Genomic DNA, 16565 nt, shown 5'->3' with positions numbered 1-16565 from the left:
GGCGGTGATCTAGGATTCCACAAATCGGGTTATCCGTGCTTCGATGAGCGCGCGGTACTGTTCGGGAGTCAGTTGAGTTCCAGTTCTTCCCGCTGATTGTTCGGGAATTTTGAAATCGTGTCGACAGGGTGAGATCTACGCCCACGACTTGAGTTTGGGAGGCGGGGGAACGTGTGCGAATGCGGCGTCCGGTCGGTGAGCAGCGGTCGGAGGGCGATGTCGTCGTGAAGTGGAACCTGCGGCTGGTCGCGGCGCAACGCGGCATCTGGAAGGCCACCGAACTGCAGCGTCGGCTGGCCGAGCAGGGTTTGGTGATCTCAGCCGGGAAGATGTCCGGGCTGTGGTCGAAAACCCCGGCCAGCCTGAAGCTCGACGACCTCGACGTCATCTGCGCGGTGCTCGGTTGCGAGGTCGGGGAACTGCTGGCGGCCGAGCCGTCCCGGATCGGCGTGCACGGTGAATCCGCCGCTGGCGGCGCGGAGTGAGCATCTACCTGAACGGACTGTTATGGGTGTTGAGCGCATCGGTGGGGGCCGCGCTGATCGGCTACCTGGTGCGCCGCCTGGGGCAGGACGAGGGACGGCCGAGCAACAACGACGCGGCCGGTCAGGTGTTCACCATCGTCAGCGGGCTGCAGGCGGTGGTGCTCGCCTTCGTGTTGGTGACGTTGTTCGACACCGTCAGCGACGCGCGGGAGGGCGTCTACCGGGAGGCGCAGAGCCTGGTTTCGGTTGCCTGGGCGGTGGATGCGCTGTCACCCGCGGCCGGTTCAGAGGTGCGCGATACCAGTGCGCGGTACCTGCGCACGGTCATCGACCAGGAATGGCCGATCATGCAGCGGGGCGGCAAGGTGACCGGACCGGGTTGGGCGCAGCTGGACCAGGTGCGTGCCGCGGCGCTGCGGGCCCCGGCCGAGGGTGAGTTCCTGGAGGACCGCAAGACCGAGGCGGCCACCCAGCTCGGCCGGGTCTACCAGGAGCGGCACGAGCGGCTGAACAGGGCGTTCGACCGCGACGTGGTGGCCGTGGTGTGGTTCGTGCTGATCGTGGGCAGCTTGGTGTGCGTGCTGCTGCCGAACTTGTTCGGTGGCACCAGGTTGTTCCCGCACATCGTCTTGGTGTCCACATTGGCCGCTGCGCTCGCGCTGCTGCTGTTCGCGATCTTCCAGCTGCAGAACCCGTTCAGCGGTGGCTCGCGGATCAGTCCGGAGGCGTTCCACTGGGCCCTTGAGCGGCTGGGCCGACATTGAGGTGGTGGCGGATCGCGGCCGTGTTGGTGCTGGTGGCCTCGGCGGCCTGGGTGGTCGCCGCCCAGGCCGTCCCGACGTGCACGGCGCTGCAGGTCCGCAACACCGGTCCCGCGTCGACTTCCGCGCTGTACCGGGTGGTTCTGCCCGCTGCGGAAAGCACCGCGCTGGGCGAGTTGGACTACCGGCTCAACGCGCTCGGCTACGCGGGTTCGCAGGGCCTGGTGTACGGCATCGCCGAGCGCGGCCGGTCCGGGCCGTTCCCGGACGGTGGCCACGTGGTGACCTTCGACCTGACCGGCCGGGCACGCGACCTCGGGCCGGTGCGGGCCGGTCGCCCGGACACCCCGTGGCATCCGCTCACCGCACCTGCTGCCGGTGCCATCGTTGGAAACCGTTGGTATGTCGCGGAGAAGGGATATCTGTACGAAGTGGACATCGATGCGGCCAGTCGGGGATACCTCAGCGTGGTTTCGATGGTCCAGCTGCATCCTGGGCACGGGCGGTCGTCGTTCGCGGACTTCGACGTGGACCCGATCGACGGCGAGCTGTACGGGGTCTCGTCGATCCACCAGACCGCGGCTGTCGTCCGGATCGACCGGCGCAGCGGCCGGGTCGAGAAGCTGGTGGACGTGCCGGGTCTGCCGCCGAGCGGCTACGGATCGGTGGTGATCGGACCGGATCGGGCGCTGTACGTGACCGCCAACAAGAGCGGCGAGCTGTACCGGGTGGGTCGTGACGGTTCGGCGGCGAAGCTGGCCACCTTTGCGCGGATGTCGAGTTCGGATGCCGCCGGTTGCCTGCGGCAGACCATCCCGCCCTCACCGCCGACGAGCACCGCACCCCCACCGCCAACGACCACCGCGCCCACCACAACGCTGACCCCACCGCCGCTCACCAGCAGTCCAACGCCGCCGACCACCACCAGCCCGAGCCCGACGACCTCGATCGCCCCGCCGACAACACGGCCCCCGGAACACGACGACTACATCCCACCGACCCAGGAGCCGGGATCAGAGGACTCGGGCCACGACACCGAGGACAAGCGCCGCTGGGCCCTGGCAGCACTGCTGCTGGTGATCGGAGGCAGCGCCGCAGTACGAGCCCTCCGGCATTGATCCGGAAGTCCACTGTGGATTTCTAGCTTGTCGCAAGTGGGCATTTCTTGCCATTTCTCGGCAGTAGCAGCGTTGTCGCGGACCAGGCTCGCAGCCTATTGTTCGAGGTGTTCCGGTTGCCGAATCAGAGGAGGCCCGGTGCGTCGTCCCGGAAGCTCAACCCCCCAGCACGGACATGGACACGGCCACGGTGGCACCTGGGCGCGGCTGAAACATGCGGTGACGCCGCACGGCCACGACGCCAATGACGTCGTCGACGGTGCGCTGGAATCCAGCCGGAAAGGCATGCGGGCGTTGTGGATCTCCTTCGCGGCGCTGCTGATCACCGCGCTGGGCCAGGCCGTTCTGGTGGTGTTCACCGGGTCTGTGGCGCTGCTCGGCGACACCCTGCACAACTTCGCCGACGCGCTGACCGCGGTACCTCTGGCGGTCGCGTTCCTGCTCGCCAGGCGCGCGGCGACCCGCCGTTTCACCTACGGCCTCGGCCGCGCCGAAGACCTCGCCGGGCTGGTCATCCTCGCGGTGATCGCCGCCTCGGCCGCGATGGCCGGTTGGGAGGCGGCCAACCGGCTGGTCGCGCCGCAGCGCGTCGAGCACCTCGGGTGGGTCGCGGCGGCCGGGTTGCTGGGCTTCGTCGGCAACGAACTGGTCGCCCGCTACCGCATCCGCATCGGCCGGGAGATCGGATCGGCCGCCCTGGTCGCCGACGGACGGCACGCGCGCACCGACGGATTCACCAGCCTCGCGGTCCTGGGTTCAGCAGGTGGTGCCGCATTGGGCTGGTGGTGGGCCGATCCGCTGGTCGGTTTGCTGATCACCGCGGCGATCGTCGCGGTGCTGTGGGGCTCGGCGAAGGAGGTGCTTGCCCGGGTGCTCGACGCGGTCGACCCGGAGTTGGTCGGTCGTGCGGAGCTGGCGTTGTCCGCGACGCCGGGCGTGCGCGGAGTGAGTGGCCTGCGGATGCGCTGGATCGGACACGCCCTGCACGCCGAAGCCGAACTGGAGGTCGCCCCGGACCTCAGCCTCGCCGACGCCCACCGCATCGCGCACCAAGCCGAACACCGCCTCTGCCACACCGTTCCACACCTCGGGGCCGCAACCATCCACACCCACCCCCTAACCCCACTGACCCGAACCCACCACGAACTCCTTGCACACCATCGTTAGAACGAGGTGAAGGGCACCTTTCGCCAAGTAAATTGGTAAAAGGTGCCCTTCACTCTTCACTCGAACAGTGCGAGCCGCCGCGCATCGTGAACTCGACGACGGTCACCAAGAGGTTGGGATGCTGGGTGGAAATCCCGGTTCTCGTCGGAACGACCATTCACGGGTCCCAAAACCACTAGAACCCGTTGAGGTCTATCGCTGGCTCGTTCGGCTGCGTAGCCTCGCCGAATCCGCGATTTGGGAGGTAGCGATGGCCGTAGCTGAGCCGGATCGGGCCGAATTGCAAGCCGCAGCAGCAGAACTGGGGCTGAACCTCGACGACGCGACAACCGACTCGTACCTGGCGCTCATCGCCCCCAACGTCGCGGCCTACCGGGTGGTCGACGAGCTTTCCGAACCGGCGGCGGAAATCCCGCGGCGCGAGTGGACCGAGCCCGCCGACAACCCGCTGGGCGCCTGGTACGCGCGCACCGAACTGCGCACCCGCGACGACGGCCCGCTCGCGGGCCGCACCGTTGCGCTCAAGGACAACGTGTGCCTCGCCGGGGTTCCGATGATGAACGGCGCGTCAACGCTGCGGGGCTACGTGCCGGACGTCGACGCGACGGTGGTGACCAGGCTGTTGGAGGCCGGTGCGACCATCGTGGGAAAGGCGCACTGCGAGTACTTCTGCTTCTCCGGCGGCTCGCACACCAACGCGAGCGGGGCGGTTCGCAACCCGCACAAGCCGACGCACTCCGCCGGAGGCTCCTCCTCGGGGTCCGCCGCGCTCGTCGCCGCCGGTGAAGTGGATCTGGCCATCGGCGGGGACCAGGGCGGCTCGATCCGGATTCCCTCGTCGTGGTGCGGCACGGTCGGGATGAAGCCGACGCACGGACTGGTGCCCTACACCGGGATCATGCCGATCGAGGCCACCATCGACCACACCGGCCCGATCACCGCCAACGTCGCGGACAACGCGCTGATGCTGGAGGTGATCGCCGGTCCGGACGGGCTCGATCCGCGACAGCTCGACGTCCGCCGCGACGGGTACACGCGGGCGCTGACCGGTGACTGCGCCGGACTGCGGATCGGCCTGGTGCGGGAGGGTTTCGGCACCGCCGGGTCGGAGCCGGACGTCGACGAGGCGGTGCGTGCGGCGGCGGGCGTGCTGTCGGACTTGGGCGCGAAGGTCGCCGAGGTCTCGGTGCCGCTGCACAGTTCGGGGCTGGCGATCTGGAACCCGATCGCCCTCGAAGGGCACGTGTGGCAGATGCTGCTCGGCAACGGGTTCGGCATGAACTGGCGCGGCCAGTACGTGACGAGCTTGCTGGAGGCGATGCGCGGCTGGCAGGACCGGGCCGAGGAGTTCAGCGAGTCGCTGAAGGTGTCGATGCTGGCCGGGAACCTGTTCCGGCGCCGTTACGGCGGTGCCACCTACGCCAAGGCGCAGAACCTGGCCCGCACCCTGACCGCCGCCTACGACGCGGCGCTGGTGGACTTCGACGTGCTGGTCATGCCAACGCTGCCGATGAAGGCGACTCCGCTGCCGCCCGAGGACGCGCCGCGCGAGCTGGTCATCGAGCGCGCCTTCGAGATGATCGGCAACACGGCGCCGTTCGACGCGACCGGTCACCCCGCGCTGAACCTGCCCTGCGCGACCGTCGACGACCTACCGGTCGGCATGATGCTGATCGGCCGCCACTGGGACGAAGCAACCCTCTACCAAACCGCCCACGCCTACGAAACCCGAACGACATAAGCGCCACCCGCGCGGCCCCGGATTCTCGTCCGGGTCAGGAGTGAAGGGCACCTTTGACCGACTATGCCGGTCAAAGGTGCCCTTCACCTTGTCCGCATCGGGTGACCCGCTGGCGCGGTGGTGGGTGGCTGAGTTGTTAGCTCAGAAATCTTGTGTGTGGGTGTGGGTTCGCTTTAGTCTGCTCGGCGTTGCTGGTTCGGGAGGTTTGATGTCGCAGGACGGTGAGACGCCGGTCGGCGAGCGGCTGCGCGAGTTGCGCAAGGCTCGGCGCATGACGCTGCTGTCCGTGGCGCAGCGCGCCGGGATCAGCGAGGGCTACCTGAGCCAGGTGGAACGCGGCGTGGCCAACCCCAGCATCGCGACCCTGCGCGAGATCGCCGGGGCGCTGGGCCTGCGGGTGGGCGACCTGTTCGCCGACGAAGGCGGCGGAAAGGCCCGGGTGCTGCGGCTGGCCGACCGGCCGGGCCTGGAATTCGGCGTGCTCGGCCGCAAATACCGGCTGACCCCCCGACCGGCCCGCAACGTCGAGGTGTTCATCGGCGAGTTCGACCCGGGCGGCTCAACCGGTGACGAGCCTTACACGCACGGTGAATCGGAGGAATTCCTGCTGGTCCTGGACGGGCAGGTGGAGCTGCAGCTGGACGGCGAGCGGATCGGGTTGGCCGCCGGGGACAGCGTCGACTACAGCAGCGCGACACCGCACCGCCTGGTCGAAACCGCCGGGGCCGCCGCCCGGGTCCTCTGGGTCATCAGCCCGCCCAGCTACTAGCCAGATGGGGACTCGCCCCACCGGATTTCGAGTTTCTCGGGGAGGAGTGGCATGGCCGTCAACGGCAACGTGTCGTTCTGGTTCCAGCAGATCGGCCATCCCGCGCGACGTGCGCCGCTGACGGGGTCGTGCGAGGTCGACGTGTGCATCGTCGGCGCTGGCTACAGTGGACTGTGGACCGCGTACTACCTAAAGCGGGCCGATCCGAGCCTGCGGATCGCCGTGCTGGAAAGGGAATTCGCCGGGTTCGGCGCATCCGGGCGCAACGGCGGCTGGCTGAGCGCGAAGATCCCCGGCTCCGCCAAGCGATACGCGCGGGCGCGCGGCCGGGACGCCGTGCTGGCGTTCCAGCGCCGCATGACCGATGCCGTGGACGAGGTGATCGCCGTCGCCGAAACCGAGGGCATCGACGCGGACGCCCGCAAGTCCGGCTACCTCCGCGTCGCGTACTCACCGGCCCAACTCGCGCGGCTGACCGCCTCGCACGAGGCGGACCGGCACTGGGGCCACGTCGACCAGATCGAGCTGTCCGCGGCGGAACTGACCGAACGGGTCCGCGTCGACGGCGCGCTCGGCGGCCTGTTCAACCCGCACTGCGCACGCATCAACCCGGCCAAGTTCGCCATCGGACTCGCGCGGTTGGTGGAGCGCGGCGGCGTGCCGATCTACGAGTCGACACCGGTGACCAGCATCGAGCCGGGTGCCGCGCACACCCCGTTCGGCACGGTCCGCGCGCAACACGTGGTGCGCGCCACCGAGGGGTACACCTCGTCGTTGCCCGGTGGGCGGCGCAGCGTGCTGCCGATGAACTCGTCGATGATCGTGACCGAGCCGCTGCCGACCGAGACGTGGGCGGCGATCGGCTGGCAGGGTGCGGAGCTGCTGTCCGACCAGACGCACGCCTACATGTACGGCCAGCGCACCGCGGACGGCCGGATCGCCATTGGTGGCAGGGGAAATCCCTACCGGTTCGGTGGCGGGCTGAACCCGCGCGGCAGCACCGGGGCGAGCACCGTGCAGGCGCTGCGCGAGACCCTGACGCGGATCTTCCCGAGCACCGCCACGTTGCGGATCGACCACGCCTGGTCCGGGGTGCTCGCGGTGCCCCGCGACTGGTGCGCCTCGATCCACTTCGACCGGCACACCGGGCTGGCCCGGATGGGCGGCTACACCGGACACGGCGTGACGGCGACGAACCTCGCCGCGCGGACCGTCCGAGACCTGCTGCTGGGCCGCGACACCGAACTCACCCGGCTGCCGTGGGTGGATCACCCGGTTCGCCGCTGGGAGCCGGAACCGCTGCGCTGGCTGGGAGTGCAGGGCATGTACGCCGCCTACCGCGCGGCCGACCGGACGGAATTCGGCGGCCGCACCACGACCTCGCCGATCGCCAAGATCGCCGACCTGATCTCCGGACGGTGACCACTGTGGACGCAAAGCTCAAGGCCGCCCGCCGAGCCGGACTCGGCTCGTTCATCGGCACCACCATCGAGTGGTACGACTTCTACATCTACAGCACCGCGTCGGCGCTGGTGTTCGGACCGCTGTTCTTCACCGGAACGTCGCAGGCGGCGGGCATCCTGGCGTCCTTCGCCACGCTGTGGGTGGGTTTCCTCGCCCGACCGCTGGGCGGTGTGGTCTTCGGCCACCTCGGCGACCGGATCGGGCGGCAGAAGACGCTCGTGGTCACCCTCGTGCTGATGGGCCTGGCCACGGCCGCGATCGGAGTGCTGCCGACCTTCGCCACCGCCGGGGTGCTGGCGCCGCTGCTGCTGGTGCTGCTGCGCTGCCTGCAGGGGATCGCGGTCGGCGGCGAATGGGGCGGCGCGGTGCTGATCGGCGCGGAGCACGCCCCCAAGGGGCGCGGCATCCTGTTCGGCGCCTACGCGCAGCAGGGCTCCCCGGCCGGTTCGATCCTGGCGACCCTGGCGTTCGTGTTGATCACGCGACTGCCGGACGAGGCGTTCATGACCTGGGGCTGGCGGATCCCGTTCCTGCTGTCGGCCCTGCTGGTCGTGGTGGGCCTGGTCATCCGGCTGCGGGTCGAGGAGTCGCCGGAGTTCCTGCGGGTGCGGCGGCAAGAGGCGATCGTCCGGGCACCACTGCGCGAGGTGCTCACCAAGCATCCGAAGACGCTGGTGCTCGGCGTGCTCGCCAGCTCCATCGGCATCGCCGCGACCTACTTCATCACCACGTTCATCCTGTCCTGGTCGACCACCGAGATCGGCATGGACCGATCGGTGATGCTCGACGTGCTGCTGGTGTACAGCATCGGGCAGTTCGTCACGCAGCCGTTCGGCGCTTTCGCGGCGGAGCGCTTCGGGGTGGCGCGCACCGTCGGAGTGCTGCTGACGATCAACCTGATCACGGTTCCGGTGATGTACCTGCTGGTGGGCACTGGAGGCGCGGTACCGGCGGCGGTGGGCATCACGGCGGTGGGCATCACCGGTGGGATGAACTACGCGATCCTGGCCGGGCTGCTCGCGCAGGCCTTCCCGGCCAACGTCCGCTACACCGGGATTTCCCTGTCGTACCAGCTGTGTTCGGCACTCATCGGGGGTACCGCGCCGATCATCAGCCAGGGCCTGTTCACCGGCACGGGCTCGATCGTCGCGGTGAGCGTCTACCACATGTTCCTGGTCGCCGTCTCGCTGCTCTGCTCGTTGTGGGTGCTCGCGCGCAGCAAGGCCGGTGCGGACCAGGCGGTGCCCGCCGTCCAGCGATCGTGATGCTCGCCCCGCCGAGGTGCTCCGGATCTCCGGCGTAGGCTGCCTCGCATGGGCGAGGCTGGGCGCTTCGAGCGAGTGCTGTTGGCTTGCGGGGCCATCGGCCCGGTGCTGTTCGTGGTGGCGTTCCTGGTGGAAGGGGCGTTCCGGGCGGACTACAGCCCGCTGCGGCATCCGGTGAGTTCCCTGTCGATAGGGGAGTCGGGCTGGACGCAGGCCGCGAACTTCATCGTCAGCGGCCTGCTGGTCCTCGGCTTCGCCGTCGGGCTGCGGCCCGCGCTGCGGCGCATCGGCGGTGGCCGCTGGGCCCCGGTGCTGATCGGACTGGTGGGCGCCGGGCTGATCGGCGCCGGATTCTTCGCGACGGATCCGATCAGCGGCTATCCGCCGGGCTCCCCGCCGATGGCCCCGGTGCGAACCGCGCACGGCGAACTGCACGACCTGTTCTCGACCCCGGTCTTCACGGCGCTGCCCGCGGCGTGCTGCGTCGTGGGGTACCGGCTGGCCCGCAACGGGCACCGGAGGTGGGCGGTGTATTCGATCGGCACGGCGGTGCTGTTCCTGATCGGCTTCGTGCTGACCAGCGTCGGTTTCGCCCAGAACCCGGCGCTGATGCCGATCGGCGGCCTACTGCAACGCCTGACCCTCATCATCGGCTTCACCTGGCTCGCAACCCTCGCACTCCTCTTGCCACGCCGCCAACCGGTGACCGCAGCGGAGTGAGGGGCACCCGTGACCAAGTAACTGGGTCACGGGTGCCCCTCACCCCTCATCCGAATTCATGGGGCGAGGTTGGGTGGGAAGCCGCCGGTGGCGATCGGGCCCCAGCGTTCGATGTGGATGCGGATCAGCGACTTGTTCTGCCGGATCATCGCCTGGCGGTACTCGTCCCAGTCCGGGTGTTCGCCGGAGATGCAGCGGAAGTACTCGACCAGCGCCTCGACCGCGTCCGGCATGTCCAGCACCTCGGCCCGGCCGTCGACCTGCACGTACGGGCCGTTCCAGTCGTCGGAGAGCACGCAGATCGACACCCGCGGGTCGCGGCGGGCGTTGCGGGTCTTGGCCCGCTCCGGGTAGGTCGACACGACGATCCGCCCGTCGCCGTCCACCCCGCAGGTCAGCGGGGACAGCTGCGGACGGCCGTCGGACCGGGTGGTGACCAGGATGCCCCGGTGCCGGGGCCGCAGGAACTCCAGCAGGGCATCGCGGTCGACTCGATCGGCGGTGGCGATCGCCATGGACGGCTCCTCTGTTCTGGTGGATCGCCTCAAGCGGCGGAGTGCGCCACCAGCCTAGTGGTCCGGCACAGCCGCCGCTGAAAGGTCCAAAAGGGACGGATCGCCCGCCGCCCCGCCATGAACCCTGCGCGAAACGACCAGAGCCATCCGAACGCCGGGCCGAAGCGCACGCGAAATCGCGCACCACCGATGTCACGTGCGGTGATGGTCCAGGTGTGCGCGGTTCGCGGCGGGCCCGACTCCGTGGTCCAGTGTGGATCAGGAGGATTCCAAGATCTTTGTGGGGCATTCCCGCAAGCCCGCAGAAAGCCGATGATTTGCAGGTATCCACGCCGGATTAACGAGCCCGTAGCAAGATTCCGCACCCAGCGACTCCTGGGTGCGGGAATCCGTCATTGACCGAGGTGGGGGTGCGGATTAACGTTCGACGCCGTGCAGCAACCCCGCACCACCGCGGCCGATGAACTGGACCGGCGCATCATCGCCGCGCTCCAGCTAAACGGCCGCGCGCCCTGGAGCGCGATCGCGCGGTGGGCGGGTTCCAGCGAATCGACCGTGCAGCGCCGTTTCAACGCGTTGCACGACCGCGGGCTGCTGCACGTCGTCGGCGTCGCCGACCTCAACCGCACCGACGCCGGAACGTCGATGCTGGTGCGCGTCCAGGCGTTACCGGGCAAGGGACGCGAACTGGCCGAGGCGCTGGCCGCGCGACCGGAGGCGAGGTTCCTGGCCATCGTCACCGGCGCCGCGGATCTCATCGTCGACTTCGTCGCCCGCGACAACGACGAGATGCTGCACGTGCTGTTCACCGACCTGCCCGGCGCCGACCTCATCGCGGGCACCGAGAACGTGGCGGTGATCCGCACCTTCACCTCGGCGCCGCTGTGGGACACCGGCCTGCTGCCACCGGCGGCGGCGCTGGACCTGCGCCCATCGACCAGGCTGCCCTACGACCGCGACGACTGGGACGCGCCGCCGGAGGCGCTGCCGGACCTCGAACGAGCCATCGTCGACGAGCTGGCGCGCGACGGGCGCCTGCCGATCGCCGCCCTCGCCCGCAAGCTCAGCCGCAGCGAATCCACTGTGGCCCGTGCGCTGGACCGCCTGACCGCGCGGGGAAATCTGCAGTTCCGCACGCTGGCCGAACCGCAACTGCTCGGCTTCGACGCCGAGTTCATGCTCTGGCTCTCCGTCGAGCCCGGCCAGTGGGAGGCCGCCGGGCGGCGGCTGGCCGAACATCCCGCCACCAAGTTCCTGGCCGCGTCCACCGGGCGGTTCAACCTCGTCGGTCAGATGGTGCTGCCCCGCAGGACAGACCTCGTGCGCTACATGAACGACGTGATCGGCCGGTTGCCCGGTCTGACCGCCTCGGACGTGACCCTGCACCTGGCGACGCTCAAACGCGCGTGGATCAGGGTCGACCGGTTCCACTGACGCCCCAAGGAGGCGCAAATGTCCGAATCACCAGCTCCCTGGCAGTGGCCGGAAGAAGTGTGGCGCGGTCACGTCAACGCCGTGCGCGCGGGACGTCCGCTGGCCCCGGCCGCGTGGCCCGGCGGCGCGCGGGTCGCCGTGGCGCTGTCGTTCGACTCCGACCACGAGACGATCCCGCTGCGCGACGGCGAGACCAGTCCGGGGCGGCTTGCGCAGGGCGAGTACGGTTCGCGCGTCGCGGCGCCGCGGATCCTGGACCTGCTGGCCCGCCACGAGATCCCGGCGACCTTCTTCGTCCCGGCCGTCTCCGCGCTGCTGCACCCCGAGGAAATCAAGTCCTATGTGGACGGCGGGCATGAGCTGGCGGTGCACGGCTGGATCCACGAGCGGAACACACTGCTGGGCAAGGACGACGAGACGGATCTGATCGCGCGGGCCCTGGACGTGCTGACCGATCTGTCCGGCACCCGGCCGGTGGGCATCCGGACGCCGTCCTGGGACTTCTCCGACAGCACCCTGGACACCATCCGCGAACTCGGTTTCCGGTACGACTCCTCGCTGATGGCCGACGACGAGCCCTACGAGATCATCGCGCGCGGCGAACCGACCGGGCTGGTGGAGATCCCGGTGGACTGGATCCGCGACGACGCACCGTACTTCACCATGGACCGCTACGGCGGCGTGCGTCCCTACACCCGGCCGCGCGACGTGCTGGAGATCTGGATCGACGAGTTCGACGCGGCCTACCGGGCCGGTGGGGTCTTCCAGCTGACCATGCACCCGCACGTCATCGGGCACCGGTCGCGGCTGGTGATCCTGCGCGAGCTGATCGACCACATCCGCGGACACCACGACGTCTTCTTCGCCACCCACGCCGAGCTCGGAGAGCTGGCCAGCTCGGAGTTGGGGAGCGGCAGATGACCACGAACGCGAGCACCCGGCTGACCGAAACGCACCGCAAGGCGATCGTCGCAGGCACCATCGGCAACGCCGTCGAATGGGTGGACTGGGCGCTGTACTCGATTTTCGTCAAGATCATCGCCGACGAGTTCTTCCCGCGCTCCGACGGCGCGGTCGGCCTGCTGTCCACGCTCGCGGTGTTCGCCGTCGGGTTCGTGATGCGGCCGGTGGGCGCGGCGGTGCTCGGCGCCTACGCCGACCGGCACGGCCGCAAGAAGGGCCTGACGCTGACCATCGGCCTGATGGCCGGTTCGTCGTTCGTGATCGCGCTGACCCCGAACTACGACACGATCGGCATCTTCGCCTCGATCATCCTGCTGTTCGCGCGGCTGGTGCAGGGTTTCTCGGCCGGTGGTGAGTTCGGCTCGTCCTCGGCGTTCCTGGTCGAGTCCACCGTGCCCGGCCGCCGCGCCTTCGCCGGGTCGTGGCAGCAGGTTTCGGTCGGTGGCGGCACCCTGATCGCCTCGCTGCTCGGCACGGTGCTCACCTCGACGCTCAGCGACGACGCGCTGCACTCGTGGGGCTGGCGGCTGGCCTTCGTCGTCGGCGGACTGCTCGGGCTGATCGGGTTGTGGCTGCGGGTGTCGGTCGAGGACACCCAGTCGTTCACCGCGATGTCCGCCGATGGCCGGGCGAAGGCGAATCCGCTGAAGGCGATGTTCCGGAAACACCCACGTGCGGCCCTGCGGGTCGTCGGCATCACCATCGCGGGCACCCTGACCTACTACATCTGGATCACCTACCTGCCGACCTACGCGCACATCACCACCGGAATTCCGCTCAACCAGGCGCTGCTGTCGCAGACGCTCTGCCTGGTCGTGTTCATCGTGCTGCTGCCGTTCGCGGGGATCCTCTCGGACCGGATCGGGCGCAAGCCGACGATGAGCGCCTTCGCCGCCGGGTTCGTGGTGCTGGCCTGGCCGCTGCTCGCGCTGATGAACGGCAGCTTCGTCATGTTGGTGGTCGTGCAGCTGGTCGGCATGCTGCTGATCCTGGGCTACTCGGCCAACTGCGCGGTGATCATGGCGGAGCAGTTCCCGCCGGAGGTGCGGGCGACCGGGATCGCGCTGCCGTACGCGCTGGCCGTGGCCGTCTTCGGCGGCACGGCGCCGTACATCACGACCTGGCTCAGCGAGGCCGGATACCGCGACCAGCTGTGGATCTACGTCAGCGTCGCGGCACTGGTGTCGCTGGTGGTGTACCTGACCATGCCGGAGACCAAGGACAAGGAGTTCAAGTGACCGGTCATGTGCTGATCACCGGAGCCTCGGGTGGACTGGGACGGGCCATCGCGCGGGAATTCGCCGACCACGGCGCCGAACTCATCACCTCGGTCGACATCACCGGCCCGGACGCGCTCATCGCGGACCTGGTGCAACCGGACGAACCGGCCCGGGTGGTGCGGGAGGCGTGGTCGCGGGCGCCGGTGGACGTGCTGGTCAACTGCGCCGGAATCTACCCATCGGTGGACATGCTCGACGTCAGCGCCCAGCAGTGGGACCGGATCTTCGCGCTGAACGTCCGCGCACCGGTGCTGACCACCCAGGCGCTGGCGAACCTGGCCATCGAGGCCGGACGGCCCGCGTCGGTGGTGAACATCTCCTCCGGGGCGGCGCTGCGCTCCCGACCCGGCGGCGGGCCCTACGCGAGCTCGAAGGCGGCATTGGAAATGGCCACCCGCGCCGCCGCGCTCGAACTGGGCGAGCACTCGATCCGGGTCAACGCGGTCAGTCCCGGATTCGTGGCGGTGCGCAGCGACTGCAACCCGGTCACCCCGGAGTACACCACCGTGATGTCGCGAAACCCGTTGGGACGCCCGGGAACCCCGGCTGACATCGCGCGCGCCGTGCGGTGGGTCGCCGGGCCCGAGGCGTCGTGGATGACCGGGGAGGTCGTGCGCATCGACGGGGGCTCGAACGCCGGTGCCGCACACCTGCCCAGGCTCTGGCCATCGGCTACCGGAGCAGCCCGATGACCGGGCGCTACACCGTGGTCGGCGGTGGCGCGATCGGTGGCACGCTCGCATTCGACCTGGCCCGAGCCGGGCACGACGTGTCGATCGTGGACGCCGATGCGGCGCACGTCCAGGCGATCCGGGACCACGGGCTGCGCCTGGAACGGGCCGGACATCGCAGCGCCGCGGCGCTTCCGGCGAGCACGCCGGAGGAGTTCACCGGCACGCTGGACCGGGTGCTGCTCGCGGTCAAGGCGCAGGCCACTCCGGTGGCGGCGAAGTGGATCGCCGAACGGCTCGGCCCGGACGGCTTCGTCGTGTCGGTGCAGAACGGGTTCAACGAAGCGGAAATCGCCCAGCACGTGGGCTGGCCGCGCACCGTCGCGGCGTTCGTCAACCTCTTCGCCGACGTGGTCGAGCCCGGTGTGGTGCGCGATGGCGGGGCGGGTGCGCTGGTGGTCGGCGAGCCGCGCGGCGCCGCGGTGTCGCGGCGGATTCTGGACCTGGTGCACGACCTGCAGGCGTGGGGACCGGCGCGGGCCAGCGACAACGTCGACGGATTCCTCTGGGCCAAAGCGGGTTTCGGCGCGATGCTGGCCGCGACCGCACTGGCCGACGCGCCGATGGCCGACCTGATCGAACGGCACGCCACCGCGATGCACGCGCTCGCCGAGGAGGTCTTCGACATCGCGACAGACCTCGGGATCACGCTGGAGGCCTTCGACGCGTTCGAGCCGACGGCCTTCGCCCGCGGTGCGGCCGCGACGGACCGGCAGGCCGCGACGGCGCGGCTGGTGGCGTGGTTGCGCACCCAGCCCAAGGACCGCAGCGGCATCTGGCGGGACCTCGCGGTCCGGCGTCGGCCGGTCGAGGTCACCACCCACTACCGGAGCCTGCTGGACCAGGCCGACGTGCCGTTGCTGCGGACCGTGCTCGACGGACTGCGCGAGCTGGAGCGGGATCCGAGCGGGATGTCCGAAGCGCGGCTTCGCGAACTTGACAGACTGGCGCAGCAACCGGAAGGAGCCCCATGAACACCGTGTTGACCGACGAGCAGGCCGAGGCGGTCCGCGCTTGGTTGGCGGAGCGCGAGGATCAGATCCTGGCCGACATCGGCGACTACGTGCGCATCGAAAGCCCCAGCGACGACGTCGACGCCCTGGCGAAGTGCCTGGACTGGTTGGAGAACTGGCTCGACGAGCGGCTGGGCCAGCCCGAGGGACGGCAGCTGCACGAACGCCAGGGCGCCGGTGACATCAGCATCCGCCGCTATGCCGGGGCGGGGGAGCCGCTGTTGCTGCTCGCGCACTACGACACGGTGTGGCCGCTCGGGACGATCGAGGAGATCCCGTTCCACCGCGCCGGTGACACGCTGACCGGACCCGGGGTCTTCGACATGAAAGCTGGCCTGGTGCAAGCGGTTTGGGCGTTGCGCGCGCTGGACGCGCTGGGGCTGCCCAAACCCGCCTTCGCGCTGCTGCTCAACGGCGACGAGGAGACCGGGAGCAAGGCGTCTTCGGGCGTCATCCGCGAGGAAGCCGAGCTCGCTCGGGCGGCGCTGTGCTTCGAGGCGAGCGCCGACGGTGCGATCAAGACCTCCCGCAAGGGGGTCGGGTTGTTCACCGTGACCGTGACCGGCGAGGAAGGGCACGCCGGGCTCGATCCCACCGCGGGGTCGAGCGCGGTGCACGAGCTCGCGCACCAGATCGTCGCCTGCCGCGCGTTGCAGGACCTGGACGCGGGCACGTCGGTCAACATCGGCGTGGTGCGCGGTGGCACGCGCCCCAACGTCACGGCCGGGTCGGCGGTCGCCGAACTGGACATCCGGGTGGCCAGCGTCGCCGAGCAGGACCGCATCTCCGCCGGGCTGGCCGCGTTGAGCCCGGTCGATCCGTTGGCGAAGATCGAGGTCACCGGCGGGTGGAACCGGCCGGTGTTCGAGCGCACCGAGGGCGTGGCCGAACTGTTCGGACTGGCCAGGGAATGCGCGGCGGCGCTGGGGCTGGACCTGCGGGAGATCGCGGTGGGCGGCGCCAGCGACGGCAACTTCGTGCTCGCCGCGGGAACCCCGGTGCTCGACGGCATCGGCGCGGTCGGGGCCGGGGCGCACGCCCGCAGCGAGCACGCCACGGTCAGCGGCATGATCGAACGCGCCGCCCTGGCCGCAGGTGTCCTCGCCGCGCTGGCCCGGTAGTTCGGTGGGGGGGGGGGG

The 16565-nt window shown here is 69.7% G+C and carries 16 protein-coding genes; 15 read left to right on the top strand and 1 reads right to left on the bottom strand.

All coding sequences use genetic code 11. The features are described 5' to 3' along the window. Positions 1-179: 179 nt before the first annotated feature. The 9 genes from ACTWQN_RS36485 (at position 180) to ACTWQN_RS36445 (ending at position 9490) form a co-directional block, all read left to right on the top strand. Complete coding sequence (locus ACTWQN_RS36485) at positions 180-485, top strand: helix-turn-helix domain-containing protein (protein WP_443208238.1); 306 nt, start codon at positions 180-182, stop codon at positions 483-485. Further along, positions 482-1249 (top strand): bestrophin-like domain, encoded by a 768-nt coding sequence (locus tag ACTWQN_RS36480; RefSeq protein ID WP_443208237.1) that lies wholly within the window; start codon positions 482-484, stop codon positions 1247-1249. Before ACTWQN_RS36485 ends, ACTWQN_RS36480 begins: the two co-directional genes overlap by 4 nt. Before the next feature lie 20 nt (positions 1250-1269). After that, positions 1270-2364 (top strand): DUF6923 family protein, encoded by a 1095-nt coding sequence (locus tag ACTWQN_RS36475; RefSeq protein ID WP_443208236.1) that lies wholly within the window; start codon positions 1270-1272, stop codon positions 2362-2364. A 138-nt stretch (positions 2365-2502) separates the two neighbouring features. Continuing rightward, positions 2503-3531: a cation diffusion facilitator family transporter gene (locus ACTWQN_RS36470; protein WP_443208235.1), complete on the top strand. Its 1029-nt coding sequence runs from the start codon at positions 2503-2505 to the stop codon at positions 3529-3531. A 250-nt stretch (positions 3532-3781) separates the two neighbouring features. Continuing rightward, positions 3782-5272 carry an amidase gene (locus ACTWQN_RS36465; protein ID WP_443208234.1) on the top strand — a complete coding sequence of 497 codons (1491 nt, stop codon included), beginning with the start codon at positions 3782-3784 and terminating at the stop codon, positions 5270-5272. Between the two features lie 208 nt (positions 5273-5480). Beyond that, positions 5481-6041 carry a helix-turn-helix domain-containing protein gene (locus ACTWQN_RS36460; RefSeq protein ID WP_443208233.1) on the top strand — a complete coding sequence of 187 codons (561 nt, stop codon included), beginning with the start codon at positions 5481-5483 and terminating at the stop codon, positions 6039-6041. A 51-nt stretch (positions 6042-6092) separates the two neighbouring features. Then, complete coding sequence (locus ACTWQN_RS36455; RefSeq protein ID WP_443208232.1) at positions 6093-7463, top strand: NAD(P)/FAD-dependent oxidoreductase; 1371 nt, start codon at positions 6093-6095, stop codon at positions 7461-7463. Then, positions 7460-8770, top strand: a complete 1311-nt coding sequence (locus ACTWQN_RS36450) for an MFS transporter (protein ID WP_443208231.1) — start codon at positions 7460-7462, stop codon at positions 8768-8770. The genes ACTWQN_RS36455 and ACTWQN_RS36450 overlap by 4 nt, the downstream gene beginning before the upstream one ends. Positions 8771-8818: 48 nt before the next feature. Further along, a complete protein-coding gene (locus ACTWQN_RS36445; protein WP_443208230.1) occupies positions 8819-9490 on the top strand; it encodes a DUF998 domain-containing protein in 672 nt (223 codons plus the stop codon). Positions 9491-9546: 56 nt separating this feature from the next. Here ACTWQN_RS36445 and ACTWQN_RS36440 read toward each other — a convergent pair whose 3' ends face one another. Continuing rightward, complete coding sequence (locus tag ACTWQN_RS36440) at positions 9547-10005, bottom strand: PPOX class F420-dependent oxidoreductase (protein WP_443208229.1); 459 nt, start codon at positions 10003-10005, stop codon at positions 9547-9549. Positions 10006-10437: 432 nt separating this feature from the next. Between ACTWQN_RS36440 and ACTWQN_RS36435 the strand changes: the two genes are divergently transcribed. From ACTWQN_RS36435 to ACTWQN_RS36410, 6 genes are read left to right on the top strand one after another with little or no spacing between them, the layout of a single operon-like run. Beyond that, positions 10438-11439: an Lrp/AsnC family transcriptional regulator gene (locus ACTWQN_RS36435; RefSeq protein WP_443208228.1), complete on the top strand. Its 1002-nt coding sequence runs from the start codon at positions 10438-10440 to the stop codon at positions 11437-11439. 18 nt (positions 11440-11457) lie between these two features. Beyond that, a complete protein-coding gene (locus ACTWQN_RS36430) occupies positions 11458-12360 on the top strand; it encodes a polysaccharide deacetylase family protein (RefSeq protein WP_443208227.1) in 903 nt (300 codons plus the stop codon). Then, positions 12357-13640 (top strand): MFS transporter, encoded by a 1284-nt coding sequence (locus ACTWQN_RS36425; RefSeq protein ID WP_443208226.1) that lies wholly within the window; start codon positions 12357-12359, stop codon positions 13638-13640. Before ACTWQN_RS36430 ends, ACTWQN_RS36425 begins: the two co-directional genes overlap by 4 nt. Continuing rightward, positions 13637-14374 carry an SDR family NAD(P)-dependent oxidoreductase gene (locus ACTWQN_RS36420; RefSeq protein ID WP_443208225.1) on the top strand — a complete coding sequence of 246 codons (738 nt, stop codon included), beginning with the start codon at positions 13637-13639 and terminating at the stop codon, positions 14372-14374. The genes ACTWQN_RS36425 and ACTWQN_RS36420 overlap by 4 nt, the downstream gene beginning before the upstream one ends. Further along, on the top strand, positions 14371-15387 hold the full coding sequence (locus ACTWQN_RS36415) for a ketopantoate reductase family protein (protein WP_443208224.1): 1017 nt from the start codon (positions 14371-14373) through the stop codon (positions 15385-15387). Before ACTWQN_RS36420 ends, ACTWQN_RS36415 begins: the two co-directional genes overlap by 4 nt. Further along, on the top strand, positions 15384-16547 hold the full coding sequence (locus ACTWQN_RS36410) for a M20 family metallopeptidase (protein WP_443208223.1): 1164 nt from the start codon (positions 15384-15386) through the stop codon (positions 16545-16547). Before ACTWQN_RS36415 ends, ACTWQN_RS36410 begins: the two co-directional genes overlap by 4 nt. Positions 16548-16565 lie beyond the last annotated feature (18 nt).

Source organism: Saccharopolyspora antiqui, assembly GCF_052246905.1.
GTDB lineage: Bacteria > Actinomycetota > Actinomycetes > Mycobacteriales > Pseudonocardiaceae > Saccharopolyspora.
The sequence above is the reverse complement of the archived record's forward strand: the minus strand, read 5'-3'. Positions and strand labels throughout refer to the sequence as shown.